Source organism: Bordetella genomosp. 6, assembly GCF_002119705.1.
In the GTDB taxonomy this organism is placed as follows: Bacteria; Pseudomonadota; Gammaproteobacteria; order Burkholderiales; family Burkholderiaceae_B; genus Bordetella; species Bordetella bronchiseptica_F.
The window spans coordinates 2,654,025-2,680,048 of the sequence record NZ_CP021107.1; the positions used below are offsets into that span (position 1 = coordinate 2,654,025).

Sequence of the window (26,024 nt, forward strand, 5' to 3'; positions counted from 1 at the left end):
CCACTTTCGTGCGCACGGCGCGCGCGCCAGCCGTTACAGTATTGGTGCCGTCCCTGCGCGCGCCGTTGCGCGCCCGGCGGGCGGTTCGGGAGCAAGACATGAAGTCCAGACGTTTGCAGTTGGCCGGCATCGCGCTGATGATGGCGGCGGCCTGCGGCCAGGCGGTGGCCGGCGGCGGCCACCACGGCCATCATGGATACTACGGCGGCTACGGCCACTCGCACGGCGGTTCATCGGATGGCTGGTGGATCGCCGGCGCGCTGGCGCTGGTGGCGGCCGGCACCTACCTGGCGGTCAGTTCGCAGCCCAGCTACGCGCCGGCCGCGCAGTACAGCGCCGGCGGCATCACCTACACCACCCCCGGCGGCTACGCGGCCAGCCCCTACGACAGCACGGTCTACAACCCGCCCAGCTACGATCCGCCCACCGCCTACGAGGACGCCGGCTACCCGCAAGCCGGCCATGGCCAGCCCGCCTACGACGACGGCACCGTGGCCGGCTACCCGGTGGCCCCGCAAGGCGCCGGCGTGCGAAGCACGGCCAGCGCCCGGCCGGGCGGCGAGGCGGCCTGCCGGCGCGAAGCCATCAACCAGAGCGGCTACGACCCGGCCACGCCCTCGGCCTGGACCACCAGCGTTTCGGTCGATTCGTACCAGCGCGCCCTGTCGGCCTGCCTGGGCGGGCGCGGCTGACGCGCCCGGCGGCTTCAGCCCAGCGCGGTATCCAGGAACATCATCACCGCGAAACCGGCCATCAGGCCCACCGTGGCGGTGGTCTCGTGCCCGTTGCGATGCGTCTCGGGAATCACTTCGTGCGAGACCACGAAGATCATCGCCCCGGCGGCCAGGCCCATGCTGACCGGATACGCCAGCGCGAAGCCGCTGGAAATGCCCACGCCCACCAGCGCGCCCAGCGGCTCCATCAGCCCTGAGGCCACCGCCACCAGCACGGCGCGCCCGATGGGCAGGCCGACCGCGCGCAACGCCAGCGCGACCGCCAGCCCTTCGGGAATGTCCTGGATGGCGATGGCCGAGGTCAGCGGCAGGCCGATGCGCAGGTCGCCGGTGGCGAAGCTGACGCCGATGGCCATGCCCTCGGGCAGGTTGTGCAGGATGATGGTCAGCACGAACAGCCAGACGCGATTGACGCGCGCCGCTTCGGGCCCCTGGTGGCCGGTGCGTTCGTGCTCGTGCGGCGTGAAGTAGTCCAGGCCCAGCATCAGCAGCACGCCCAGGCCCAGGCCCAGCGCCACCACCGCCGCGGCGGCCGGCCCCGGCCCCACGATGGTCCCGGCCGCGTCCAGGCCGGGCAGGATCAGCGAGAACGCGCTGGCCGCCAGCATCATGCCGGCGGCAAAGCCCAGCATCGCGTCCTGCGTGCGGGCCGAAATGGCGCGCAGCCCCAGCGCCATCAGCGCGCCCAGCGCCGTGGCGGCGAAGCCCGCCGCGCCGCCCAGCACCGCGTAGCCCACGTGGGCGCGATTCTCGCCGGTCAGCGCGTTGACGATGCCCGCCACCAGCAGCAAGACCACGCCGGCGGCCGAAGCGGCCAACCCGAGGGTGATCAGGGGGTGCGACTGCGCCTGCGCGTGCCAGGCGCCGCGCAAGTCGGCGGCAAGCGACGAGGGTTGATTCATGGCGATGGGCCCGTGTCAGTGGTACGGCTAGTTTGCCAGACCCCCGCGGCCCGCCCAAGGCATGCTTTTCAATCGCGCCGATTGAGCCGCGGTATCGGCGCCCCGCGCAGGCAGGGATATTTCCGCCGACGACCATTGAGAATGGCCGCTGGATGGCGGCGCGGGCCTGTTGCACACTCGTGCCCGTCACCCACTGCCCCGCTGCCTGCCATGCCTGCCTCGCTGCCCGCCCGGGCGTACGCCCTGCCCCTTGCCCTGTTCCTGGCCCTGCCGCTGGCCGCCTGCTCCGATGCCGTGCAAGCGCAATACCGCGACCTCGACGAGGCGCGCGCGGCCGGCGCGATACAGCGCGGCTGGCTGCCGGCATGGCTGCCCGCGGGCACCGGCGCCATCGCCGAAGCGCACGACCTCGACACCAACCGCCGCGCGGCCCGCTTCGCGCTGCCCGACGGCGCCGCCATCGAGCCGCCCGGCTGCACGCCGGCCGGCGGCCGGCTGCCGCCGCCGGCCCTCGCCTTGCCGGGCTGGCCGGCTTCGTTGCACCAGGATGGTGCGGCCGGCCGCTACCGGCTGTATCGCTGCGGCGACGGCTACGCCGCCTTCGATGCCGGCCACGGCTACCTGTGGAATTAGCGGGCGCGCCACACTCCGGGCGCGCAAGTCATCAAATTTGTACACAAATTTTGGGCTATCACGTCTAATAGCAACATCCTTCGTCCTTCGCGGCGCCGCCAGGCCCATGCCGAGCGGCGTCCCGGGCGATGACGGCTTTCCTGGCGGCGCGGGCCGCTCGCCGAGCGCGAGCCCCGGGCCGCGGGTGTCCAGGTTCATTCCTGATGCGCAAACGCCTCGCGCGCTGCGCATGTGAGGAGCACCGACGATGCGCAGCTCCACCGGCCTCAACGCCGAGGGCATCTCCCAGGCGATCGCCACGGCCATCGTGTCGCACCGCCTGCCGCCGGGCACGCGCCTGCGCGAGGAAGCCCTGGCCAGCGTGTACAAGGTCAGCCGCACCAAGATCCGGGCGGCCTTGCTGATGCTGTCCAAGGACAAACTCATCCAGATCGTGCCCGACAAGGGCGCCTTCGTCAGCAAGCCGAACGCCCACGAAGCGCGCGAAGTCTATGCCGTGCGGCGCATCCTGGAGGCCGCGCTGGCGCGCGAGTTCGTCGCCCGCGCCGCGCCGCAGGACTACGAACGGCTCGAACAGCATCTGCACCAGGAACGCGAAGCCATCGACGAGGGCGACGTGCAACGGCGCAACCAGCTGCTGGCCGGCTTTCACCTGCAGCTGGCCGAGATCGTCGGCAACTCGGTGCTCACCGGCATGCTGCACGAACTGCTGGCGCGCACCGCCGTCATCACCGTGATGTACCAGAGCGCCCACGACGCCAGCTGCTCGTCCCAGGAACACTACGCCTTCCTGGCGGCCGCGCGCGACGGCGACGCCGAGCGCGCCTGCGCCCTGATGGACGAACACCTGCTGCACCTGCAGACCGCGCTGGACTTCGACGGCGCGCCCGCGCCCAACCGCGACCTGGTCGCCGCCCTGCTCAGTTGAGCGCATATTTGCGCCGGATCATGGCCCAAGCGCGCGCGAACGGCTACTATGCCGCATTCTGTTGCCTGCCTGGACCTTCGCGTGATCGCCCTGCTCGAAGCCAAGCGCGCCGGCCTGCTGCGACGCGCCCATTGGCTGCCCAATATTGTCTCCGGCCTGATCGTAGGCGTCGTAGCGCTGCCGCTGGCCATGGCCTTTGCCATCGCCAGCGGCGCCAAGCCCGAACAAGGCCTGTACACCGCCATCGTGGCGGGACTGCTGGTTTCGCTGTGCGGCGGCAGCCGCGTGCAGATCGCCGGCCCCACCGGCGCCTTCATCGTCATCCTGGCCGGCATCACCGCCCAGCATGGCGTGGCAGGCCTGCAACTGGCCACCCTGATGGCCGGCTGCATCCTGCTGGCGCTGGGCGCGGCCCGGCTGGGGGCCATCATCAAGTACATCCCCGCGCCGGTCATCGTGGGCTTCACCGCCGGTATCGGCGTGATCATCTGGGTGGGCCAGTGGAAGGACTTCTTCGGCCTGCCCTCCCCGGCCGGCACGCACTTCCATGAAAAACTGTGGCAGCTCGTGCACAGCCTGCCGCAGCTGCACCTGGCCACCACCGCGCTGGCCGCGCTGTCGCTGGCGCTGCTGCTGCTGAACAACCGGGTGCCTTACCTGCGCCGCGTGCCCGGCCCGCTGGTGGCGCTCGTGGTGGCCACCACGCTGCAGGCCGTGCTGGGCCTGGACGGCGTGGCCACCATAGGCAGCGCTTTCGGCGGCATTCCGCAGGGCCTGCCCAGCTGGCAGTGGCCCGAGATCACCGTGTCGCGCGTCATCGAACTGATCGGCCCGGCTTTCGCCATCGCCATGCTGGGCGCCATCGAATCCCTGCTGTCGGCCGTGGTGGCCGACGGCATGGCCGGCACCCGCCACGATTCCAACCAGGAACTGGTCGGCCAGGGCCTGGCCAATATCGTCGCGCCGCTGTTCGGCGGTTTCGCCGCCACCGGCGCCATCGCGCGCACGGCCACCAACATCCGCAACGGCGGCACCAGCCCGCTGGCCGGGGTCGTGCATTGCATCACCCTGCTGCTGATGGTGCTGCTGCTGGCGCCGCTGGCCGAGAACGTGCCGCTGGCCGCGCTGGCGGCCATCCTGTTCGTGGTGGCCTGGAACATGAGCGACGCGCCCCACTTCGTCCGGATGATCAAGCGCGCGCCGCGCGCCGACGTCGGCATCCTGCTGGTGACCTTCGTGCTGACCGTGTTCGCCGACCTGGTGGTGGCGGTCAACATCGGGGTGGTGATCGCCATCCTGCATTTCCTGCGGCGCATGGCCTCCAGCGTGCAGGTCCAGGCGCAGAGCCCGGCCGAGCTGGGCGACGAACTGGGCTACCGCGGCTACGGCCCGCTGCCCGACGACGTGCTCGTCTACGCGGTCGAAGGGCCGCTGTTCTTCGGCGCCGCCGAGAACTTCGAGCGCGCCCTGGCGGCCACGCACACCGACCCGCGCACGCTCATCATCCGGCTGCGCTGGGTGCCGTTCATCGACATCACCGGCCTGCAGGCGCTCGAAGAGGTCATCACCGACCTGCAGCGCCGCGGCGTGCGGGTCATCCTCAGCGGCGCCAACCCGCGGGTCAAGGCCAAGCTGCATCGGGCCGGGCTGGTGAACCTGGCCGGCGCCGGCAATGTGTTCGACCGCTTCGAGGACGCGGTGCTGGCCTGCCGCGCGCCAGCCGCGGGCGCCACGGCCTGAACGGCGCGCCGCCCGCCGCGCTACAGGCGCTGGTCGTAGTCCTGTTCGGCCTGCGCCAGCGTGGTCCAGAACGGCGGCGGCGCCTGTCCGGCCAGCTTGCCGGCCAGCACCGCCAGGTGCGCATGCCAGCCGCCCGCCACATCCAGCATCGCGGCGCGATCGGCCAGCCGGGTATGGGTCAGCACCAGGCGCACCTGCTCGCCGGCCTCGCTCAGCTCGAACAGGACTTCGGACGGCGCTTCGCCGGCCCCGCCGCCCCACGTCAGCGCCAGCACGCGCGGCGGCTCGCAGCGCAGCAGCGTGTGGTGCCCGACGATGGGCCTGTCGTATTGCGCGTAGCGCGCCGGCGCCGATTCGGCCGTCAGCGTGGCGTGGTTGAAATGCAGCTCGAAGGTCTGTCCGGGCTGCCGCGGCAGTTCGCCGCCGGCCAGCCAGCGCGCGCGCTTGTCGGCGTCGGCCAGCCAGGCCCAGACGCGCTCGATCGGCCCGGGCAGGAGACGCTCGAAGCGGATGCTTTGCGCGTCCAGGCGCGCGCCGTGGCCATCGGGGGAAGCGGAAGATGGGGATGTCATGGAGTCGGGTCCTGATCGGGTTGGGAGGGAACGGACGGCGCCGCGTCGGCGCGCAGCAAGGTCTCCAGCATGTCCAGCCTGGCATTCCAGAAGCGCTCGTAGAACTTCAGCCACTGGTCGATGGCCGCCAGCGGCGCGGCATCGATGCGGCACAGGTGCGAGCGCCCCTGCACGCGGCGGCTGACCAGCCCGGCGCTCTCCAGCACCTTCAGGTGCTTGGAAGCGGCCGTGAACGACATGGCGAACGGCGCGGCCAGCGCGCGGATATTGTGTTCCCCATCGGCCAGGCGGCGCAGCATCGCGCGGCGCGTGGGGTCTGACAGGGCGTGGAAGACGCGGTCCAGAGCGGGAGCTTGATATTCAACCATTTGGTTATGTTAGAGCGGTCCGCCGCCTTATTCAACCAAATGGTTATGTTTTTTGTAACAACGGCGGCGCTGGCACAATGGAGCGCAAGCCCCGCACCGGAAAATCCCGCCATGACGCCGCCCGCCCGCTCTCCCGCCGCCGCGCCCGTGCAATACGCCGACGTGCATTACGCCGACCGCCCCATGCGGATCGAGTACGCGCTGCTCGCGCCCGAGCGGCGCGACGCGCCCCTGCTGGTGTTCCTGCACGAAGGGCTGGGGTCGCTGGCCATGTGGCGCGACTGGCCGCGGCGCGTCTGCGACGCGGCCGGCTGCCGCGGGCTGGTCTATTCGCGCTACGGCTACGGGCGCTCGACCGTGCGTCCGCGGGATGAGGCCCGGCCCATCGACTACCTGCACCAGCAGGCCGCGCAAGCCCTGCCCGCGCTGTTTGCCGCGCTGGGCATCGACGCGCGGCGCGACAAGCCGGCCCTGTTCGGCCACAGCGACGGCGCCAGCATCGCGCTGCTCTACGCCGCCCTGTGCCCGGACGCGGTGGCCGGGATCGCGGTGGCCGCGCCGCACATCTACGTCGAGGACATCACCGTGGCCAACATCGCGGTGGCGCTGCGCGCCTACCGCGAAACCACGCTGCGCGACCGCCTGGCCCGCTACCACGACGATGTCGATTCGACGTTCGCGTCGTGGACCGACACCTGGCTGGACCCGGCCTTCCGGCAATGGAACATCGAGGCCTACCTGCCGGCCATTACCTGCCCGGTGCTGGCCATGCAGGGCGTGGACGACGAATACGGCACGCTGGAGCAGATCCGCGGCATCCGCCGCCTGGCGCCGCAGACCCGCCTGCTGGAAATCCAGGACTGCGGCCATTCGCCGCACAAGGACCAGCCCGCGCTGGTCACGCGCGCGCTGGCCGAATTCGTGGGCGCGCTGCCGCGCCCGGCGTGATGCGCGGCGCGGCGGCCCAGGCGCACAATGCGGCGGGAAAACGGCATACGGGTACTCCTGGAGAAACCAGCGGAAAACCGGGACATCGCATATTGCACCCCGCTACCCCTCGTTGCAGTTCCGTTTGCGCGGAGTTGCTACGCTGAAATCACCGTTCCCGCATCGACATTTCTGGAAGGAGGTACATCATGCCAGCCAAATCCAAAGCCCAGCAAATGGCCGCCGGCGCGGCGCTCGCGGCCAAGCGCGGCGAATCCAGGGTGAGCGACCTCAAGGGTGCCTCGCGCGACATGTACGACTCGATGAGCGAGCGCGAACTCGAGCACATGGCCGGCACCGCGCGCAAGGGCAAGCCGTACCACAAGTAAGCCTCCGGGAGGCAGTCCACTTGGGCGGCGACGCCCGCGGCAAGGGAGCCTGTCCCGACAGGGACAGGCTCCCCGTCATTCGGCAGGAGCCTGTCCCCGTCGGGACAGGCTCCTGTGTCATAAGTATCTTTCCCTGTACATCAGCGGCGACATGCCGCAGTACTTGTTGAAGATGTCGCGAAAGGCCTTGGTGTCGTTGTAGCCGACCTCGTACATCACTTCGGCGACCGATTTGCGCGAGCTTTCGAGCTGCTTCTTGGCCGCCTCGATGCGGATGCGCTGCACGTATTCGACGATGCTGTTGCCGGTGGCGTGGCGAAAGCGCCGCTCCAGCGTGCGCCGGCCCAACGCGACGCGCTGCGCCAGCTGCTCGACGGTCAGGCGCTCGGTGTAGTTGGCCTCGATATGCTCCTGCACCTGCCGCACCACCCCGTCGCCGTGCGTTTTCTGCCCCACGAACACCGCGAAAGGCAATTGGCTCTGGCGGCTCCAGTCCAGCTGGAACAGCTTGGCGCACCAGATCGCCGTCTCGCGGTCGGTGTACTTGTCGACCAGGTGCAGCACCAGGTGCGCGGCCGAGAAGGCGCCGCCGCTGGTGTAGATCCCATTGGCCTCCAGCACGACCCGGTCGCTGACCCAGCGCACCGCCGGAAACAGGCGGCCGAAGTCGCTCTGCGCCGCCCAGTGCACCACCGCGCGCTGTCCATCGAGCACCCCGCCGGCGGCCAGCAGCGCCGCGCCCACGCACAGGCTGGCGACCTCGCCGCCGTTCTTGTAGTAGCGGGCCAGCCAGTCGATCAATGCGCCGTTTTCCTGCAGCGCCGGCTGCGGATCGCCCTGGATGGGCGGCACGACGCACAGGTCCACCTCGCCCGCCGCCTCCAGCACGGTGTCGGCCTGCAGGGTGATGCGGCCGTTATCCAGCCGCACCTGGGGCGTGGCCGCCACCAGGCGCACGTCGAAGCGCGGCGCATGGCCGCGCTCGCGCAGGAAGCCGTTGGCCGCCAGGAAGCCCTGGCGGGCGTTCTCGAGCGATGCGATGTTGGCCCGTTCGGGCACCAGCAGGGCGAGGCGTTTCATGACGCCCAGCATACTGCGGTCGGCCTGTCGCGATCCACCCGCAACAATGTCGCAATCCCCCGTCGGCAATGCCGTGCTTTCCCGCTACAGTGCCAGTTCCAACCAGGGGGCCGCGGGGCCCCTGCCACCCGGGAGTAGTGCCATGGATCAATACGTAGACGGTTTCCTGCTGTCGGTGCCCAACGACAAGCTGGACACCTACAGGCAGATGGCCACCAAGGCCGGCGCGATCTGGAAAGAGCACGGCGCGCTGGCCTATTGCGAATGCACGGGCGACGACCTCGACATCGAAGGCATGGTGTCGTTCAGGACCTCGGCCGCGGCGCGCGAGGGCGAAACCGTGGTGTTCGCCTGGATCGTCTACCCCAGCCGCGCCGAGCGCGACCGCATCAATGCGGCGGTCATGGCCGACCCGCGCCTGAAGGAACAGTGCGTCGAAGGCGTGTTCGATTTCAAGCGCATGGCCTACGGCGGATTCAAGACGCTGGTCAATCTGTGAGGGCGGGCTGGCGCGCCAGCGCGCGCGCCGTGCCGGCCACCCGCACCGAACTGCCCGGCTCCGGGCCGTACTCGGCCCGCAGGCGCGCGGGCACGCCCATGTCGAAACCCTGCAGGATCTCGATGGCCCCGGCGCGCAGCCAGCCGCTGTCGCGCAGATGGCCGGCCAGCGCGGCGGCCGCCGCCCCGGTTGCCGGATCCTCGTACACGCCGCCGGCGGCGAAGGCGTTGCGCGCATGCAGCAGCGTGGCCGATTCGGCATGCACCCAGGCGATCGTCACCACCCCCGTGCGCTTCATGAAAGCCCGGCCTGCCGCCAGGTCGTAGCGCATGGCCGCCAGCCGCTCGCGGCTGTTCAGCGGCAGGATCAGGTGGGCGGCGCCGGCCTCGGCGTAGGCGGGCGGCAGCCGGGTGTCGAGGTCGGCGGGCGTGTAGCCGAACAGGGCCAGCGCCTCGTCGCGCACGGCCGTCTCCAGGGGCGCGCTGCGCGTGCGCGGCGATTGCAGCGCGGCGCTGTACAGGCCGCCCTGGCGGCGCCCCTCGACCGTGATGCTGGCATGGTTGGTCGTCAGCGCGAACACGCCGTCGCCTTCCTGTTCGGCCAGCACGGCGCCCAGGGCGATGGTGGCATGGCCGCAGAACGGCACTTCCGCCTCCGGCGCGAAATAGCGCACCCGCCAGCCGCCATAGGCCGGCGCGGCGAACACGGTTTCGGAATAGCCGATCTCGGCGGCCATTTGCTGCATGGTCATGGCGTCGGGCAGCACCTCGGCCACATGGACGCCGGCCGGGTTGCCGCCGCGCGCGCCGTCCGAAAAGGCGGCGATGCGCCGCACCGAGGCAATCAGGGAAGTCGTGGTCTGCATGGCTATCTCCACAAAGCGATGAGAGGTACGATAGCCACACGCGTAGATTTAGGATATCGAATTCTTATAATCTCCAGCATCACGAATCCTAATAGATCATGAGCCGCAATATCGACACCGCGCTGCTGCGCGCCTTCCTGGCCGTACACGATACCGGCAGCCTGACCGCCGCCGCCGCCCTGCTGCATCTGACGCAGGGCGCGGTCAGCCAGCAGCTGCAGCGCCTGGAGGCCCTGTTCGGCTGCACCCTGCTGGAACGCCGCCGCAGCGGCGCGGCGCTGACCGGCGAAGGCGCGCGCCTGCTGGGCCGCGCGCGCGAAATGGTGCGCATGAACGACGAGCTGATGCAGCACATGACCGGCGCCGGCTGCGTCGGCGCGGTGCGGCTGGGGGTGCCGCACGACCTGATCGGCACGCACTTGCCGGGCCTGCTGCGCGCCTATTCGCTGCGCTATCCCGATGTGGACATCTCGCTGATCTCGGCGACCTCGCCCGAACTGCTGGAGCAGGTGCGGCGCCGCAAGCTGGATCTGACCCTGGCCGAGGAACCCATCGGCGCGGCGGGTGGCGAGCGACTGGCCGTCGACCGCGTGGTGTGGCTGGCCGCCCCGGGCGGCCAGGCATGGCGCAAGAACCCGTTGCCGGTCTCGCTGGTCAGCGACGCCTGCGCCTTCCGGCCGGTGCTGGCCGACGCCCTGGACGGCGGACGGATTCCCTGGCGCAGCGTATTCGAGAATGGCAATGCCGACGCCACGCTGACCACCGTGCGGCTGGACCTGGCGGTCACGGCCAGCCTGTTGTCGGTGGCCCCTGCCGACCTGGAAGTGCTCGATGCGGCCAGCGGCCTGCCGGCCCTGCCCGACTACGCCATCAATCTCTACCTCGCGCCCGGCGAGCGCTCGCAAGCCGTCGAGGAAATGGCGCGCCATATCCGGCAGGCCTACCAGGAACGCCGGCCGGCCTACGCGGCCGCCGCCTGAGCGCGCCCGCATCGCGGCGGCTCAGCCGCCGACCCGCTGCGCCAGCAGCACCCCGGCATGCAGGGCCAGGCCGATCAAGCCGCCCACCAGCGTCCCGTTGAAGCGGATGTACTGCAGGTCGCGGCCCACGCTCAGTTCGAGCTCGCGCACCAGATGGCGCTCGTCCCAGTTCTTGACCGTGCGCGAGATATGCTCGGTCACGCCGCTGCGCAAGCTGTCGGTCAATTTGCGCGCGCTGTCGAGCACATGCTCGTTGACCGCCCGGCGCAGCTCCGGGTCGCGCGACAGGCGTTCGCCCAGCGCCTGCAGCGCGCCCTCCAGATGGCGCGCCAGCGCCGAATCCTCGGCCTCCAGGTCGCGCCGCAATACGGCGTGGATGTCGCGCCATAGCCCCAGGGCGTACTCCTGTACGCGCGGGTCGTCGATCAGGCGCTGCTTCAGGGCCTCGACCTGGCCGGCCAGCTCGGGGTCGTCGCGCAGCCGCCCGATGTAGTCGGCCACCCAGGCCTCGTAGTTGCGCCGCACGGGATGATCCGGGCGCGACAGCACGTCGCGCAGCTCGTCGACCAGGGCGCGCGCCATGCGGTCGGCCAGGTTGTCGGCAATGCCCTCGACCGAGCCGATGACATCCACCGCGGCGATGATGCGCGGCCACTCCTTGCGGGCGAACCTCACCAGCAGCGCGGAGGCGCGCTGGCGGATGTCCTCCTCGCCGAGGTAGTCGCCCAGCCGGTGCAGCGCGGCGTCCAGCAATTCCTGGTGGCGGCCGTCGCGGGTCAGCAGGGCCAGCACTTCGCCGGCCGTGCGCGCCGCGTCCCAGCGGCGCAACTGCGCCACGGCGAAGCCCTGGATGGCGCGGCTGACAGCCTGCTCATCGAGCAGGTCCAGCGCCTGCAGCGCCACCTGGCGCGCGCCCTGGCCCAGGCTGCGCGTCTGGCGCGGGTCGGCCAGCCAGCGGCCCAGGCGCGCGGCCGGGTCGAACACGCGCAGCTTCTCCAGCAGCGTCTCGGGATCGAGGAAATGATCGCGCACGAACACCGCCAGGTTGTCGCCGATGCGCGCCTTGTTGGCGGGGATGATGGCGGTATGGGGGATCGGCAGCCCCAGCGGGCGGCGAAACAGCGCCACCACGGCAAACCAGTCGGCCAGCGCGCCGACCGTGGCGGCCTCGCAGAACGCCCGCACCCAGGCCCAGGCGCCCTGCCCGCCCATCAGATGGCTGGTGACGAAGCCGGCGATCATGGCCGCCAGCAGCGCCAGCGCCCAGCGCTGCATGCGGCGCAACTGCGCCAGGCGCGGGTCGGCCGGCACGCTCATGCAGACCACCCCGGCCGCCCGCGCGGCGCGGCCAGGCGGACGGCGCGGCAGCGTCGGCGCAAGCGGTTCAATGGCATGGCAGGCATCATATCAGCGCGGCGCGGCGGCCTCGAATTCGCCAGCCAGCCAGTCCAGGAAGGCGCGCACCGGCGGGTGCCGCTGGCGGCCCGGCGCGGTCAGCGCGGTATAGCGCAGCCCCGGCACGCTGATGTCGGGGCGAAAGCACGCCAGCAGGCCGCGCGCCTCGCTGTCGGACACCATGGCCGAACTGGCCAGCACCAGCCCCTGGCCGGCAATGGCGGCCTGCATGGCGTAGTTTTCCTCTTCGTAGCCGCGCGGCGCGGCGCGCGCCAGCCAGTTCACGCCGGCCGCCTGGCACCATTGCCGCCAGCCGGTCTCGTACACGGTGGAGTCGCGCCATTGCACCGAGATCAGCGCGGGCCGCCGCCGCGCCGCGCTGGCCACCGCGGCGGGCGCGCCATAGACGGCGAAGCGCTCGGGCAGCACGGCCGCGGCCTGCAGCCCGCGGTGGCGGCCCGAGCGGTCGCCGCCGCCATAGCGGATCGCCACGTCCACGCTGGCGTCCTGCAGCAGATCCACCAGGCTGCTGGTCGCGTCCAGCCGCACCTCGTAGCCGGGATGCGCCTGGTGGAAGCGCCCCAGCCGCGGCACCAGCCACAGCGCGGCAAACGAATGCGTGGTCGACACCGTCAGGCCGCCCGTGCTCGGCCGCGGGCGCAGCGCGTCCAGCGTCTGCGCCAGATCCAGCAGCATGCCATGCACCCGCTGGAACAGCCGTCCGCCCTTGGGCGTGAGCAGCACCCCGCGCGGCAGGCGCTCGAACAGCGCAAAGCCCAGCCGCTGCTCGAGCGCGCGGATCTGGTGCGACACGGCGGTGGGCGTGACATGCAGCTCGGCGGCGGCGCCCTTGAAGCTGAGCAAGCGCGCCGCGGCCTCGAAGGCGCGCAGCGCGCCCAGCGGCAGATCATGAAACATGCCGGGCCCCCATAGAGATGAATTTAATTCATCTTAGTGCAGACATCGTCACTCGCCAAGCACGGCAAGCAAGCCCTAAATTTGGCCTTGCAAGAACGCTCATCCGCCCCATTCTTCTGACGAGGAGTAAAAATGAATTCATCCCAAACCGCCAATCCCGTGCTGGCGCTGGTTGGCAGCCCGCGCCGCGACGGCAACAGCGCCCTGCTGGCCCGGGCCGTGGTCGAGGGCGCGCGCCAGTCCGGCGCCGCCGCCACGCTGCTGTTTCTCGACGACTACATCGCGGGTTTCCTGGCCGACGAGAAGCAGGCCGACGCGCGCCGCCCCGACGACCGCTACGGCGAACTGTTCTTCGACCACTTCCTGCCCGCGCGCGCCGTGGTGCTCTGCACGCCGGTGTACTGGTATGGCATGTCGGCCCAGGCCAAGGCCTTCTTCGACCGCTCTTTCACCTATTACTCGGCCGCCCATCCGCGCCACGCCGAAGTGCTGCGGCGCATGACGGGCAAGCGGCTGGCCCTGGCCGTCTCCTCCGAGGAGACCTACCCCGGCGCGGCCCTGGGCATCGTGCACCAGTTGCAGGAGTTCACGCGCTACACCCACTCGCAGTTCGTCGGCATGGTGCACGGCGCGGGCAACCGCAGGGGCGAAGTGGCGCACGATCCGCGGCGTCCGCTGCAAGCCGCGCACCGGCTGGGCCGCGACCTGCTGTCGCTGCCCTATTCCGACTATCGCATCGACAGCCCGCGCGACCGCCAGGTCTGGCCCGGCGCGCCGGCGTGAACGCGGCGCCTTGGGCGCCTGTCCCAGCGGGGACAGGCGCCCAAGAGTTGGCGGGTGCCAGTCCCCATGCAGAGACAGGCACTCCAGAGTTGGCGGATGCCAGTCCCCATGCGGGGACAGGCGCCCGGGTTAGAAAAAGCCCAGGGCCTTGGGGCTGTAGCTCACCAGCAGGCACTTGGTCTGCTGGTAATTCGACAGCGCCGCCTTGTGCGTCTCGCGCCCGATGCCCGACTGCTTGTAGCCGCCGAAGGCGGCATGCGCCGGATACAGGTGATAGCAGTTGGTCCACACCCGGCCGGCCTCGATGCCACGGCCCACGCGGTAGGCGCGCGCGCCGTCGCGGCTCCAGACGCCCGCGCCCAGGCCGTAGAACGTGTCGTTGGCCATGGCGATGGCCTCCTCCTCGTCCTTGAACGTGGCCACCGCCGCGACCGGCCCGAAGATTTCCTCCTGGAAGATGCGCATGCTGTTCTTGCCCAGCAGCATGGTCGGCTGGACGTAGAAACCCTGGTCCAGCCCGCCCGGCAGCATGTCGTTGCGCGCGCCGCCGGTCAGGCACTGCGCGCCCTCCTGGCGGCCGATGTCGATATAGGACAGGATCTTGTCCATCTGCACCTGCGAGACCTGCGCGCCCACCATGGTGCCGGCATCGAGCGGATGGCCGGTCTTGATGGACTGCACCCGCGCGATGGCCTTCTCGATGAAGCGCTCGTAGATCGACTCCTGGATCAGGATGCGCGATGGGCAGGTGCACACCTCGCCCTGGTTGAGCGCGAACATGGCCAGGCCCTCAAGCGCCTTGTCCAGGAACTCGTCGTCGCGGTCCATCACGTCGTCGAAGAAGATGTTGGGGCTCTTGCCGCCCAGCTCCACCGTGGCGGGGATCAGGTTGTCGGCCGCCGCGTGCAGGATGTGCTTGCCCACCGGCGTCGACCCGGTGAAGGCGATCTTGGCGATGCGCTTGCTGGTGGCCAGCGCCTGGCCGGCCTCCTTGCCATAGCCGTTGACCACGTTGAGCACGCCCGGCGGCAGCAGGTCGCCGATCAATTCGGCCAGCACCAGGATCGAGGCCGGCGTCTGCTCCGCCGGCTTGAGCACCACCACGCAGCCGGCCGCCAGCGCCGGCGCCAGCTTCCAGGCCGCCATCAGCAGCGGGAAGTTCCAGGGAATGATCTGCCCCACCACGCCTATGGGTTCGTGGAAGTGGTAGGCCACGGTGTTGGCGTCGATCTCGGAGATGGCGCCCTCCTGCGCCCGGATGCAGCCCGCGAAATAGCGGAAATGGTCGATCGCCAGCGGCAGGTCGGCCGCGGTGGTCTCGCGCAGCGGCTTGCCGTTGTCGATCGACTCGGCCACGGCCAGCATCGGCAACTGGCCCTCGATGCGGTCGGCGATGCGCAGCAGGATGTTGGCCCGCTCGGCCGGCGAGGTGCGCGCCCACGCGGCGCGCGCGCGATGCGCCGCGTCCAGCGCCAGCTCGATGTCGGCCGCGCCCGAGCGCGGCACGCGGCAAAACGGCTTGCCGGTAATGGGCGACAGATTGTCGAAGTACTCAGCGCCTGTCGGAGGCACCCACTGGCCGCCGATGTAGTTCTCGTACTGGTCCTTGAACGGGTAGGCCACATCCAGGCCCAATTGTTTCAGGTCGGATAGATCCATGGCTTGTCTCCTGATGTCGTTGTGGCGCCGTGACGATTGCCGTCGCGCGGCGGGCGCGCGGGGCGCCGCCTTGGTCCATGCAAATGCCGTGCCAGCCCGCGGCGACGAGCTGTTACCTCTGCGCGGCCGGCGCGAACGCGCTTTTCATGCATAATTTCCCTATAAAAAACAGCGGCTTGTCGCATCTTGCGACACGCCGGCGTTGCCGGCGGCGACATCGCGTCGCGGCGCGCGACACGCAAGGAGACACCGCATGCCCGGCTACCCGCTTTCCGCATCCGGCCAATACCTGCCATCCGCGCAGGCCGCCGCTCCCATCGTGCGTTCCTGGGAGCGCTGCGCCAGCGCCGCCGCCGACCTGCACGACGACCCCATCGCCCTGCGCCGCGGCGACCTGCAGGAGCGCCTCGAACAGCACGCCTGCGTGCTGCGCGCCGCCCAGCCCGAAATCGAAACCCTGGCCGGCATGGTGGCCAGCGCCTCCAGCCTGGTGCTGCTGGCCGACGCCAGCGGCGTGATCCTGCAGGCCAGCGGCAATACCGGCTTCCTGCAGCGCGCCGACCACGTGGCGCTGCGGCCCGGGGTCAGCTGGGCCGAAAACCATCGCGGCACCAACGCCATCGGCACGGCGCTGATCGAAGCCGCCGCATTGCGCGTGCACGGCGCCGAACACTTCCTGCGGCGCAACCAGATCCTCAGCTGCCACGCGGCGCCGATCCGTTCGCCGCGCGGCGACATCCTCGGCGTGCTGGACATCTCGGGCGACGCCGGACGCATGCACGCCTATGCGCTCAGCCTGGCCAGCATGTGCGCGCGCCAGGTTTCCAACCGCGTGATCGAACAGGCCGGCGAGCGCTGCCTGTACCTGGTGTTCCACAAGCAGGCGTCGCTGCTCGATTCGGTCGAGCGCGGACTGCTGCTGATCGAGGACGAGCGCATCGTCGGCGCCAACGACGCCGCCGTCGCGCTGCTGGGCGCTACCTGGCCCGCGCTGCTGGACCAGCCGCTGGACGGCTGGCTGGTCGATTGGCGCGCCGTCGCGCGCACGCCCGGCCGCGTCCATACGCCGCAGGGCGCCCCCTTCCATGCCGTGCTGCGCCAGGGCGGGCATGCGCGCTCGCTGCCCGCGCCGCCGCGCCCGCCGCGCGCCGCGCCGGCGCAGGCTGCCGAGGAAGCGCTGCCGGCGCTGGCGCCGGCGCTGCAGGCCGGCTTCGAGCGCGCCCGGCGCGCGCTGGACGGCGGCCTGTCGGTGCTGCTGCAAGGCGAAACCGGCGCCGGCAAGGAGGTCTACGCGCAGCACCTGTACCGCCACAGCATCTGGCGCAACGGTCCCTTCGTCGCGGTCAATTGCGGCGCCCTGCCCGAAAGCCTGATCGAGGCCGAACTGTTCGGCTACGAGCCGGGCGCCTATACCGGCGCGCGGCGGCTGGGCGCGCGCGGCCGGCTGCGCGAGGCCGACGGCGGCGTGCTGTTCCTGGACGAAATCGGCGACATGCCGCTGCCCCTGCAGACCCGCCTGCTGCGCGCCCTGCAGGAGCGCATGGTGCAGCCGCTGGGCGCCGACAAGGCGGTGCCGGTCAACTTCGGCCTGATCAGCGCCACCCACCGCGACCTGGACGCCATGATCGCCGCCGGCGAATTCCGCGCCGACCTCTATTACCGCCTGCACGACTATGCGGTCCCGCTGCCGCGGCTGCGCGAGCGCGACGACCTGCGCCCCTTCATCTGCGCCGCCCTGCGCGCGCTGGACGACACCCCCGCCGGCCTGACGCTGGCCGACGACGCCCTGGACGCGCTGGCCGCCTATGCATGGCCGGGCAACTACCGGCAGCTGCGCTCGGTGCTGCGCACGCTGGCGCTGTTCCATCCGCCCGGCAGCCTGATCCATCGCCACCACCTGCCCGCCGCCATCGCCGCGCCCGCCGTCCGCCAGGCCGACGCCGCCGCGCCGCGCCCGGGCGTGGCGACGCCGCCCGCGGCGCCCGCCTCGCTGCGCGACGCCAGCCTGCAACGGATCGACCAGGCCCTGGCCGGCCACGGTGGCAACATCGCCGCCGCCGCGCACGAGCTCGGCATCCATCGCAGCACCCTGTACCGCCACCTGGCGCGCCAACGCGCGTAGCGCCGGCCTGCTACGCTTGCGGCTTGCCTGCGGGAGCCACCATGAAACAGCATCGCTTCGGCGCCACCGACCGCATGGTCGCGGCCATCGGCCAGGGAACCTGGAATCTCGACAACAGCACGCGCGCCAGCGCGGTCGACGCCCTGCGCGGCGGGCTGGACCTGGGCATGTCCCATATCGACACCGCCGAGATGTACGGCGCGGGCGCGGCCGAACGCCTGGTGGGCGAAGCCATCGCCGGCCGCCGCGACCAGGTGTTCCTGGTGTCCAAGGTGCTGCCGGAAAATGCCTCGCGCGCCGGCACGCGCGCGGCCTGCGAACGCTCGCTGCGCCGCCTGGGCACCGACCATCTCGATTGCTATCTGCTGCATTGGCGCGGCGCCCATCCGCTGGAGGAAACCTTCGCGGCGTTCGAGGCCTTGCAGCGCGAAGGCAAGATCCGCAGCTACGGCGTCAGCAATTTCGACGTCGACGACCTGCAGGAAGCCCTGGACATCGTCGGCCCCGGCAAGCTGGCCTGCAACCAGGTGCTCTACCACCTGCGCGAGCGCGCCATCGAGCATGCCGTCATGCCGTGGTGCGCGGCGCATGGCGTGGCCGTGGTGGCCTACAGCCCGTTCGGCCACGATGACTTCCCGGCGCCCAACAGCGCCGGCGCACAAGTGCTGGCTCGCATCGCGCAGGCCCACGGGGCCACGCCGCGCCAGGTCGCGCTGGCCTTTCTCACCCGCCGGCCCGGCGTGTTCGCCATCCCCAAGGCGGCCGACCCCGCCCACGTGGCGGCCAACGCCGCCGCCGGCCGCCTGGCGCTGGGCGAGCAGGACTGCGCCGACCTGGACGCCGCGTTCCCGCGCGGCCCCCGCCCGGCCAGCCTGCCGATGATCTGATCAACCCTGCGCGGGCTGCACCGCCTGCAGATGATTGGAAAAGCCCGTCTCGGTCTCGCAGCGCCAGCTCGCCCACAGCTTGCCGGCCTTGCCGGCATCGAGTTCGAAGGCCAGCCAGTTGCGCGCCGGCATCACGTAGCGGTTGTGGCCGGGAAACAGCATCATCTCCACGCTGAGGTTCACGTCGATGGGCTGCGCCTGGGCCGCCGTGCCGTTGAGCATGAACAGGAACAGGCGCTCGGCCACGCCGAGCAGCGACGGATGCACCACCGCCGACGAGGTGAATTGCTGGATCTGCGCCCAGTTCGAGGTCGGCGGGATATCGCGCCGATAGGCGTTGCCCCACGCCGCCACGTGCACATCGCCCGAGGCGATCGACACGCGCAGCAGCTTCTCGTTGGCGACCTGCATCAGCGTTTCCAGCAGGCGCTTGCGCTCGCCTTCATGGTCGTCGTGCGACCAATGGTCCTTCAGGTCGTCGGCATTGCTGTCGAGCACGTGATCCTGCCCGAAAGTGTCGAGCAGGCCTTCGGCCACCGACAGCTTGGGATGCGCCACCGGCACCGAGGACATGAAGATCAGATGCCGGCAGCCGCCCGTGGCCGACGCCGGCCGGTTGCCCTTCAGGCCATGCAGCCAGCCCTGCAGCGCGGCCCACGCCTGCGAGCCCAGGATCTGCGTGCGCGAGCGTTCCGTGCGCAGGTCGGCGGCCACCAGCGCCAGCGGCCCGAGCCGATAGGCCGAGGTGAAGCCGGGCTGATCGTCGAGCAGCGGCAGCGCCAGCCGGTCGCGCTCGAGCAGGCGGCTCCACGCGATGCCCTGGTACTGCGGATCCTGCGGTAGCACATTGGCGCGCGCGATCGCCTGGAGCGGCGGCAGGTCGGCCAGCGCATGCTGCATCTGGAAGACCCAGAAAGCGCGCCGCGCGTGCCGAAACAGGGTCTGGAACAGCTCGCAGCGCTGCATGGCCGGACTGTACGAGCCCCAGCCGTCGAAGATGTCGTGGTCGTCCCACATCATGATGGTGGGCACGCGGGCCATGGCGTCGGCGGCGTCCAGGCTGGGCTGCGCGTCGGCCCATGGCGCGCGCGACGGCGGCAGCCAGCGGCGGCTGTACAGGCCGAAGTAGTACGCCTCGATCTCGTCCTCCAGCGCCTGGCTGACCTTGAATTCGAGCTGCTGCGCGCGCGCCAGCCCCACCCACTGCTTGAGCGCCGCGATATCCTCCCAGATCGAATCGAAATAGATCTGGTCGCCGCCCATCAACAGCAAGTGAAAACGCTGCAGGCCTTCGTCATGGGTGCGCGTTTCGTGCCACAGCTGTTCCTTGTCCAGCAGGTAATCCGCCGGCCGCAGGTCGCGATCGTGGTTGCACAGCAGGTCCGCCCATACGGCGTTCGCCGGGCGCACCAGCTTGCGCATGCCGCTGGGGTCGGAAAAGCCATTGCACGACACATAGGCCAGGCGCGGCGCGGCGCCCTTGGCGGGCACGGTGAAATGCCAGGCCGGCCCGCCCTTGGGGCCGAACTCGACCTTGCGCTCGCGCGCTTGCATGTCGCAGCTGAGGTCATAGCGCAGCAACGTTTCGCGCGCGGTCCGGTGCAGCACCACGGGCGCGGCACAGGCCCGCCCCTCCACGCGCAGCGCGGGCGCCTTCGCCTCGCGCGGGATGCCGATCAGCGCGCTCACGCGCCACTGGCGCGCGCCCCCGACGCCGCGAAACGACAAGACTGGTCCGACGGTGTACGCCTCTTTTGCCATGGTCCCCTCCAGACGGCCGCCCGGGTCGGGGCCGCGGTGGCGTCAATGTAGCAGAGGCGTCAGCGGCGCGGCGCGGCGGCGCTGACCGCGTCCAGGCCGGCCAGCGCGAAACGCTTGAGATGCTCGGCCAGGTCGGCCGCCGGCTGCGCCAGCACCTGCTGCGGCGGGCTGGGCGCGTTGCGGTCGACCACCATCAGCATCATGCAGGGCGCCACGATGCTTACGGCGCAACGCGCCAGCGCCGGATCGCCCGGCGCAAAGCCCGTGATGTCGCCCAGGATGCCCGCCACCAGCCGGAACTTGGGCAGCACCTCTTCGTCGATCAGCGCGGCGAAATGCGCCGACGGCGCCAGCACCTCGCGCGCGCAGACGCGCGTGTGCCAGCTCTGCTCCCACAACCCCGCCACCATGCCGTCGATGAAGGCGCACAGCTTCTCGCGCGGCGGCAAATCGCTCTGCGTCAGCGCCAGCAGGGTATCGAGATTGATGAAATGCTTGTGCCCCTCGATCAGCACGGCGCGGTACAGGCCGTCGCGGCTGCCGAAGTGGTAGTTGATCGCCGCCAGGTCGGCGCCGGCGGCCGCGCAAATGGCCTTGCTGGCCACGCCCGCATAGCCGTACTGGCCGAACAGCTGGCCGGCCGCCTCGAGAATCCTGGCGCGGGTGCTGGCCCCGTCGGCCCGCAGCGAACGGCGCGGTCTGGTCATGGTGATCGGTATGGCGGTACGTTGATAAACGGGTTCAGTGTCACCCAAAATTACTTCAAATTCAATTTGAATTTAATGTATAGTCGGCCCATCGACCCCTCCGGTGCGAACGCCGACCATGAAGAAACCCCTCATTGCCGCGGCGGTGGCCATCGTGCTGGCGATAGCCGGCGCGGCATGGTGGCTGACCCGCGCGCAGCCCCCGGGCGATACCCTCACCTTGTACGGCAATGTCGATATCCGCCAGGTGGCGCTGGCCTTCGACAACAGCGAGCGCATCGCCGACATGCAGGTCGAGGAAGGCGACCGCGTGCGCGCCGGCCAGGTCCTGGCGCGCCAGCAAACCCGCACCTTGCAGCTCGAGACCGAACGGGCCCAGGCGCGCGCCAGCGCGCAGGAACAGGCCCTGCTGCGCCTGCGCAACGGCTCGCGCCCCCAGGAGATCGCCCAGGCGCGGGCGCGCGCCGACGCGGCGGCGGCCGACGCCGCGCTCGCGCAGCAAGACCTGCAACGCCTGCAGGGCACCGCCCGCGCCACCGATGGACGCGCCGTCAGCCGGCAGGACATCGACCGCGCCGCGGCGCGCCTGCGGGTGGCGCGCGCCCAGGCCGAAACCCAGGCCAAGGCGCTGCAGCTGGCCCTGCTGGGGCCGCGCGACGAAGACATTGCCGAAGCAACGGCGCAGTGGCAGGCCAGCCAGGCCGAACTGGCCCTGCTGCGGCACCGGCTGGCCCAGGCCGAACTGAAGGCGCCCACCGACGCCGTCGTGCGCGCGCGCCTGCTCGAGCCCGGCGACATGGCCTCGCCCCAGCGCCCCGTCTATACGCTGGCGCTGACCGACCCCAAATGGGTGCGCGCCTACCTGTCCGAACCCGACCTGGGACGCGTGCGGCCGGGCATGCGGGCGCAGGTCTACACCGACAGCCAGCCCGACCGCGCCATCGACGGCCAGGTGGGCTATATCTCGTCGGTGGCCGAATTCACGCCCAAGACCGTGCAGACCGAAACCCTGCGCACCAGCCTGGTGTACGAAATCCGCATCCGCGTCGACGACCCGGGCGACCAGCTGCGGCTGGGCATGCCGGCCACCGTGCGGCTGAACCTGGCCGACGCGGCGGAGCCCGGCCCATGAACGAGGCGCCCGTCATCGAGGCGCGGGACCTGGCCAAGCGCTTTGGCCAGACCCTCGCGCTCGACGCGCTGTCGCTGTCGGTGGCGCGCGGCCGGCTGACCGCCCTGGTCGGGCCCGATGGCGCGGGCAAGACCACCCTGTTGCGCCTGATCGCGGGCCTGATGCGGCCCGACGCCGGTACGCTGCACGTGCTGGGCATCGATGCGGTCCGGTCGCCCCAGGCGGTGCAGGACCGCATCAGCTACATGCCGCAACGCTTCGGCCTGTACGAGGATCTCAGCGTGCAGGAAAACCTCGACCTGTATGCCGACCTGCACGGCGTGCCCGCGCGCGAGCGCCGCGAACGCTACGCGCGCCTGCTGGCCATGACCGACCTGGCGCGCTTTACCGCGCGGCCGGCCGGCAAGCTGTCGGGCGGCATGAAGCAGAAACTGGGGCTGGCCTGCACCCTGGTGCGCTCGCCCGAACTGCTGCTGCTGGACGAACCGACCGTGGGCGTGGACCCGCTGTCGCGCCGCGAGCTGTGGCAAATCGTCCAGCAGCTGGTCGAGCAGACGCAGCTGAGCGTGCTGGTCAGCACTGCCTACCTGGACGAAGCGCAGCACTGCGCGCAAGTCCATGTGCTGTATCGCGGCAGGCTGCTCGCTCAGGGTACGCCGCAGGCGTTGCGCGAGCCGGCCCAGGGCCTGTGCTTTCTCGCCGCGCCGCCGGCCGGCGTGCCGGCCCGTGCCTTGCAGGCGCGCCTGCTCGACGACAGCGCGCAGATCATCGACGCGGTGCCCGAGGGCGGCGCGGTGCGCTACATCCAGCGCCCCGACGCCGACCCGGCGCGCCTGCGCGCCCTGCTCGACGGCGCGCGCGCCCACGCCACGCCGGCGCGCCTGGAAGACGGGGTACAGATGCTGCTGCGCGCGCGCCTGGCGGCCGACATGCCCGCGGCCACGGCCACGGCCACGGCCACGGCCGCGCGGCGCCCTGTCCCGCAGGCGCCACGCCCCGGCGACGCCGCCCCCGACCCGGCCCAGCCCGCCATCGAAGTCCACGACCTGGTGCGCAAGTTCGGCGCTTTCACGGCCGTGGCCAGCACTTCGTTCAGCGTGCGCCGCGGCGAGATCTTCGGCCTGCTCGGCCCCAACGGCGCCGGCAAGACCACCACGTTCCGCATGCTGTGCGGCCTGCTGCCTGCCAGCAGCGGCCAGTTGCGGGTGGCCGGCGTGAACCTGCGCAACGCGCCGGCGCGGGCGCGGCGCCACATCGGCTACGTATCGCAGAAGTTCGCCCTGTACGGCAACCTGACCGTGGCCGAGAACCTCGCCTTCTTCGGCGGCGTCTACGGGCTGGCCGGCGCGGCGCTGCGCCGGCGCATCGACGCCGTATTGGGCGAGTTCGACCTGCGCGGCCATGCCCAGGCGCGCAGCGGCGAGCTGCCCGGCGGCTACCAGCAACGCCTGGCCATGGCCACCGGCCTGCTGCACGAGCCCGAGATCCTGTTCCTGGACGAACCCACCAGCGGCATCGACCCGCTGGCGCGGCGCGCGTTCTGGCGCCGCATCACCGCGCTGGCCCTGGACGGCACCACCATCGTCGTCACCACGCACTTCATGGAGGAAGCGGAATACTGCGACCGCATCGCCATCCAGGACGCCGGCCGGCTGCTGGCGCTGGGCACGCCCGACGAGGTGCGCCGCCTGGCGGGCGATGCGGGCGACATGAACACGGCCTTCATCGGCATCGTCGAACAGGCGCGCGCGCGCCAGCACCTGCAGGCGCAGCCATGAGCCCGGGCGCGAGCGCAAGCGGGTTCTGGCGGCGCCTGGCCAGCCTCACGCGCAAGGAGTTCCGCCAGCTGCTGCGCGACCGCAGCAACCTGGCCATCGGCGTGGTCCTGCCCATCGTGCTGATCCTGATTTTCGGCTACGGCCTGTCGCTGGACCTGCGCAACGCGCCGATCGCGGTCGTGCTGGAAGACCGCTCGCCCCAGGCGCGCGACGCGCTGGCCGGCCTGGCCGGCTCGGACTACCTGGCGCCGGTCTGGCTGGCCGATATGCATACCGCCGAAACACTGATGCGCAGGCGCGAGGTCGACGGCATCGTGCGCGTGCCCGCCGATTTCGCGCGCCGACTGGCCGCCGGCGATGCGCAGGTGCAGCTGCTGCTGCATGGGGCCGATGCCAACAGCGCCGCGGCCCTGGCGCGCTACGTCAACGGCGCGCTCGAACACGCCGCGCGCCTGCGCGCCGACCGCGCCGGCCACGCCGCGCCGCCGCCCGGCGTGGCCATGGTCGAACGGCTGTGGTTCAACGCCGCCAACACCAGCACCTGGTACCTGGTGCCCGGCCTGATCGCCCTCATCATGACGCTGGTCGGCGCCTTCCTCACGGCGCTGGTGGTCGCGCGCGAATGGGAGCGCGGCACGCTCGAAGCGCTGTTCGTCACGCCCGTGCGCCCCACCGAAATCCTGCTGGCCAAGATGATTCCCTACTTCGTCGTCGGCATGCTGGGGCTGGGGTTGTGCCTGGCCGCGGCGCGTCTGCTGTTTCACGTGCCGCTGCAGGGGTCGCTGGCGATGCTGCTGCTCAGCGCCATGCTTTACCTGGTCGTGGCGCTGGGCATCGGCCTGCTGATCTCGGCCACGACCCGCAATCAGTTCCTGGCCAGCCAGGTCGCCGTGCTCAGCAGCTTCCTGCCGGCGCTGATGCTGTCGGGCTTTCTGTTCGACCTGCGCAACGTGCCGGCGGCGATCCGCTTCGTCGGCTCGCTGCTGCCCGCCACTTACTTCATGGAGCTGGTCAAGACCGCGTTCCTGGCCGGCGACAACTGGCCCCTGATCGCCCGCAACTGCGCCATCCTGGCCGTCTACGCCGTGGCGCTGCTGGCCCTGGCGCGCCGCCTGACGCGCAAGTCCCTGGATTGACGCGCCATGTTCGCCCGCCTGTCCGCCATGCTGCGCCGCATCGCCTTCCTGTGCCGCAAGGAGGCGCTGGCCATCGTCAAGGATCCGGCCAACCGCGTCATCCTGATCGCCCCCGTGGTGGTGCAAAGCCTGCTGTTCGGCTATGGCGCCACCTACGACCTCAACCATGTCCCCTACGCGCTGCTCGACCAGAGCCGCGGCGCGGCCGCGGTCGAACTGGCCGCGCGCATCGACGGCTCCGGCGTATTCCAGCGCGTGGCGACCCTGCGCACGCCCGCCGACATCGCCCGCGTGATCGACGCCGGCCAGGCGCTGCTGGTGGTCCACCTGGCCGCCGACTTCGACCGGCGCCTGGCGGCCGGCCAGGACGCGCCCATGCAGGTCGTGCTCGATGGCCGCAACTCCACCACCGCCGGCATGGCCGCCGGCCATCTCGGCACGCTGGTGGCCGGCTACAACGCCACGCTGCCGGGCGCGGGCGCGCCGCCGGTGCGCGTGAGCACGCGCGCCTGGTTCAACCCCAACCTGGAAACCCGCTGGAACATCATGCCCGGGCTGATCGCCACGCTCAGCATGATCCAGACGCTCATGCTGGCCGCGCTTTCGGTGGCGCGCGAACGCGAGCAAGGCACCTTCGACCAGTTGCTGGTCACCCCGCTCAATCCGCTGGAGATCCTGGTCGGCAAGGCCGTGCCCGCGATACTGATCGGCCTGGTGCAATCGACCCTGATCCTGCTGGTGGCGCGCTACTGGTTCGCCATCCCGCTGGCCGGCTCGCCCGCCACGCTGTACCTGGGGCTGCTGCTGTTCACCACCGCGAGCGTGGGCATCGGCCTGTCGATCTCGGCGCTGTCTGCCAACATGCAACAGGCCATGGTCTATACCTTCGTACTGATGATGCCGCTGATCCTGCTGTCCGGCCTGGTCACGCCGGTGGGCAACATGCCCGAGGCGCTGCGCATCGCGACCTGGGCCAACCCGCTGCGCTTCGCGGTCGACCTGGTGCGCCGCGTCTACCTGGAAGGCGCCGGGCTGCGCGATGTGGCCATCGACTTCCTGCCCATGCTGGCCGTCGCCGCCGTCACGCTGCCGCTGGCCGCGTGGCTGTTTCGCAACCGTCTCGTCTGAG

Annotated in this window: 24 protein-coding genes and 2 pseudogenes; 16 read left to right on the forward strand and 10 right to left on the reverse strand. The window is 70.9% G+C overall.

What is annotated here, in order from left to right:
- Window positions 1-44 precede the first annotated feature (44 nt).
- Window positions 45-692 carry a hypothetical protein gene (locus CAL11_RS12435; RefSeq protein ID WP_086094578.1) on the forward strand — a complete coding sequence of 216 codons (648 nt, stop codon included), beginning with the start codon at window positions 45-47 and terminating at the stop codon, window positions 690-692.
- 14 nt (window positions 693-706) lie between these two features.
- On the opposite strand, the gene CAL11_RS12440 is transcribed toward CAL11_RS12435, so the two are convergent.
- The gene (locus CAL11_RS12440; protein WP_033464557.1) at window positions 707-1,636 is read right to left on the reverse strand and encodes a ZIP family metal transporter; all 930 of its coding nucleotides are present in this window, start codon (window positions 1,634-1,636) and stop codon (window positions 707-709) included.
- 169 nt (window positions 1,637-1,805) lie between these two features.
- On the opposite strand from CAL11_RS12440, the pseudogene CAL11_RS12445 reads away from it, so the two are divergent.
- The 3 genes and pseudogenes from CAL11_RS12445 to CAL11_RS12455 all read left to right on the forward strand — a co-directional run bounded on the left by CAL11_RS12445 (window position 1,806) and on the right by CAL11_RS12455 (window position 4,937).
- Window positions 1,806-2,269, forward strand: a pseudogene (locus tag CAL11_RS12445) (hypothetical protein).
- 247 nt (window positions 2,270-2,516) lie between these two features.
- Window positions 2,517-3,197, forward strand: coding sequence for a GntR family transcriptional regulator (locus CAL11_RS12450; protein WP_086093119.1), 681 nt, complete (start codon window positions 2,517-2,519; stop codon window positions 3,195-3,197).
- Between the two features lie 48 nt (window positions 3,198-3,245).
- Window positions 3,246-4,937, forward strand: coding sequence for a SulP family inorganic anion transporter (locus CAL11_RS12455; protein ID WP_086093120.1), 1,692 nt, complete (start codon window positions 3,246-3,248; stop codon window positions 4,935-4,937).
- Window positions 4,938-4,957: 20 nt separating this feature from the next.
- Here CAL11_RS12455 and CAL11_RS12460 read toward each other — a convergent pair whose 3' ends face one another.
- Window positions 4,958-5,509, reverse strand: a complete 552-nt coding sequence (locus CAL11_RS12460; RefSeq protein ID WP_086093121.1) for an SRPBCC family protein — start codon at window positions 5,507-5,509, stop codon at window positions 4,958-4,960.
- Window positions 5,506-5,877: an ArsR/SmtB family transcription factor gene (locus CAL11_RS12465; RefSeq protein WP_086093122.1), complete on the reverse strand. Its 372-nt coding sequence runs from the start codon at window positions 5,875-5,877 to the stop codon at window positions 5,506-5,508. The genes CAL11_RS12460 and CAL11_RS12465 overlap by 4 nt, the downstream gene beginning before the upstream one ends.
- Window positions 5,878-5,988: 111 nt before the next feature.
- On the opposite strand from CAL11_RS12465, the gene CAL11_RS12470 reads away from it, so the two are divergent.
- A complete protein-coding gene (locus tag CAL11_RS12470) occupies window positions 5,989-6,825 on the forward strand; it encodes an alpha/beta fold hydrolase (protein ID WP_086093123.1) in 837 nt (278 codons plus the stop codon).
- 188 nt (window positions 6,826-7,013) lie between these two features.
- On the forward strand, window positions 7,014-7,193 hold the full coding sequence (locus CAL11_RS12475) for a DUF3008 family protein (RefSeq protein ID WP_003812228.1): 180 nt from the start codon (window positions 7,014-7,016) through the stop codon (window positions 7,191-7,193).
- Window positions 7,194-7,310: 117 nt separating this feature from the next.
- Here the strand turns inward: CAL11_RS12475 and CAL11_RS12480 are convergent, their stop codons facing one another.
- Entirely contained in the window at window positions 7,311-8,285 is a 975-nt protein-coding gene (locus tag CAL11_RS12480; protein WP_167382491.1) for a GlxA family transcriptional regulator, read from the reverse strand.
- Between the two features lie 130 nt (window positions 8,286-8,415).
- Here CAL11_RS12480 and CAL11_RS12485 point away from each other — a divergent pair, with 130 nt between their 5' ends.
- A complete protein-coding gene (locus tag CAL11_RS12485) occupies window positions 8,416-8,772 on the forward strand; it encodes a DUF1428 domain-containing protein (protein WP_086093125.1) in 357 nt (118 codons plus the stop codon).
- On the opposite strand, the gene CAL11_RS12490 is transcribed toward CAL11_RS12485, so the two are convergent.
- Window positions 8,762-9,637 (reverse strand): PhzF family phenazine biosynthesis protein, encoded by an 876-nt coding sequence (locus tag CAL11_RS12490; RefSeq protein WP_086093126.1) that lies wholly within the window; start codon window positions 9,635-9,637, stop codon window positions 8,762-8,764. The two genes, CAL11_RS12485 and CAL11_RS12490, sit on opposite strands and share 11 nt — an antisense overlap.
- A 98-nt stretch (window positions 9,638-9,735) precedes the next feature.
- Here CAL11_RS12490 and CAL11_RS12495 point away from each other — a divergent pair, with 98 nt between their 5' ends.
- Window positions 9,736-10,617: a LysR substrate-binding domain-containing protein gene (locus CAL11_RS12495; RefSeq protein WP_086093127.1), complete on the forward strand. Its 882-nt coding sequence runs from the start codon at window positions 9,736-9,738 to the stop codon at window positions 10,615-10,617.
- Window positions 10,618-10,638: 21 nt separating this feature from the next.
- On the opposite strand, the gene CAL11_RS12500 is transcribed toward CAL11_RS12495, so the two are convergent.
- A complete protein-coding gene (locus tag CAL11_RS12500) occupies window positions 10,639-11,934 on the reverse strand; it encodes a DUF445 domain-containing protein (RefSeq protein WP_086093128.1) in 1,296 nt (431 codons plus the stop codon).
- Window positions 11,935-12,024: 90 nt separating this feature from the next.
- Window positions 12,025-12,930, reverse strand: coding sequence for a LysR substrate-binding domain-containing protein (locus tag CAL11_RS12505; RefSeq protein ID WP_086093129.1), 906 nt, complete (start codon window positions 12,928-12,930; stop codon window positions 12,025-12,027).
- Between the two features lie 132 nt (window positions 12,931-13,062).
- Between CAL11_RS12505 and CAL11_RS12510 the strand changes: the two genes are divergently transcribed.
- Window positions 13,063-13,713 carry a flavodoxin family protein gene (locus CAL11_RS12510; protein ID WP_086093130.1) on the forward strand — a complete coding sequence of 217 codons (651 nt, stop codon included), beginning with the start codon at window positions 13,063-13,065 and terminating at the stop codon, window positions 13,711-13,713.
- A gap of 129 nt (window positions 13,714-13,842) precedes the next feature.
- Here the strand turns inward: CAL11_RS12510 and CAL11_RS12515 are convergent, their stop codons facing one another.
- Complete coding sequence (locus tag CAL11_RS12515) at window positions 13,843-15,372, reverse strand: aldehyde dehydrogenase family protein (RefSeq protein ID WP_033464589.1); 1,530 nt, start codon at window positions 15,370-15,372, stop codon at window positions 13,843-13,845.
- A gap of 253 nt (window positions 15,373-15,625) precedes the next feature.
- Between CAL11_RS12515 and CAL11_RS12520 the strand changes: the two genes are divergently transcribed.
- Both CAL11_RS12520 and CAL11_RS12525 read left to right on the forward strand, forming a co-directional pair.
- A complete protein-coding gene (locus CAL11_RS12520; RefSeq protein ID WP_086093131.1) occupies window positions 15,626-17,494 on the forward strand; it encodes a sigma-54-dependent Fis family transcriptional regulator in 1,869 nt (622 codons plus the stop codon).
- A gap of 41 nt (window positions 17,495-17,535) precedes the next feature.
- Window positions 17,536-18,381: an aldo/keto reductase gene (locus CAL11_RS12525; RefSeq protein WP_086093132.1), complete on the forward strand. Its 846-nt coding sequence runs from the start codon at window positions 17,536-17,538 to the stop codon at window positions 18,379-18,381.
- On the opposite strand, the gene CAL11_RS12530 is transcribed toward CAL11_RS12525, so the two are convergent.
- Both CAL11_RS12530 and CAL11_RS12535 read right to left on the reverse strand, forming a co-directional pair.
- Window positions 18,382-20,142: an alkaline phosphatase D family protein gene (locus CAL11_RS12530; protein ID WP_086093133.1), complete on the reverse strand. Its 1,761-nt coding sequence runs from the start codon at window positions 20,140-20,142 to the stop codon at window positions 18,382-18,384.
- A gap of 59 nt (window positions 20,143-20,201) precedes the next feature.
- Window positions 20,202-20,849 carry a CerR family C-terminal domain-containing protein gene (locus CAL11_RS12535; protein WP_086093134.1) on the reverse strand — a complete coding sequence of 216 codons (648 nt, stop codon included), beginning with the start codon at window positions 20,847-20,849 and terminating at the stop codon, window positions 20,202-20,204.
- A gap of 118 nt (window positions 20,850-20,967) precedes the next feature.
- Between CAL11_RS12535 and CAL11_RS12540 the strand changes: the two genes are divergently transcribed.
- The 5 genes and pseudogenes from CAL11_RS12540 to CAL11_RS12555 all read left to right on the forward strand — a co-directional run bounded on the left by CAL11_RS12540 (window position 20,968) and on the right by CAL11_RS12555 (window position 26,023).
- A complete protein-coding gene (locus tag CAL11_RS12540; RefSeq protein ID WP_086093135.1) occupies window positions 20,968-21,981 on the forward strand; it encodes an HlyD family efflux transporter periplasmic adaptor subunit in 1,014 nt (337 codons plus the stop codon).
- 89 nt (window positions 21,982-22,070) lie between these two features.
- A pseudogene (locus tag CAL11_RS24655) lies at window positions 22,071-22,412 on the forward strand (ATP-binding cassette domain-containing protein); the annotation flags it as partial.
- Window positions 22,413-22,910: 498 nt separating this feature from the next.
- Window positions 22,911-23,759: an ABC transporter ATP-binding protein gene (locus tag CAL11_RS24660; RefSeq protein ID WP_432206085.1), complete on the forward strand. Its 849-nt coding sequence runs from the start codon at window positions 22,911-22,913 to the stop codon at window positions 23,757-23,759.
- Window positions 23,756-24,895, forward strand: a complete 1,140-nt coding sequence (locus tag CAL11_RS12550; RefSeq protein ID WP_086093137.1) for an ABC transporter permease — start codon at window positions 23,756-23,758, stop codon at window positions 24,893-24,895. The genes CAL11_RS24660 and CAL11_RS12550 overlap by 4 nt, the downstream gene beginning before the upstream one ends.
- A 6-nt stretch (window positions 24,896-24,901) precedes the next feature.
- Window positions 24,902-26,023 (forward strand): ABC transporter permease, encoded by a 1,122-nt coding sequence (locus CAL11_RS12555; protein WP_086093138.1) that lies wholly within the window; start codon window positions 24,902-24,904, stop codon window positions 26,021-26,023.
- Window position 26,024 lies beyond the last annotated feature (1 nt).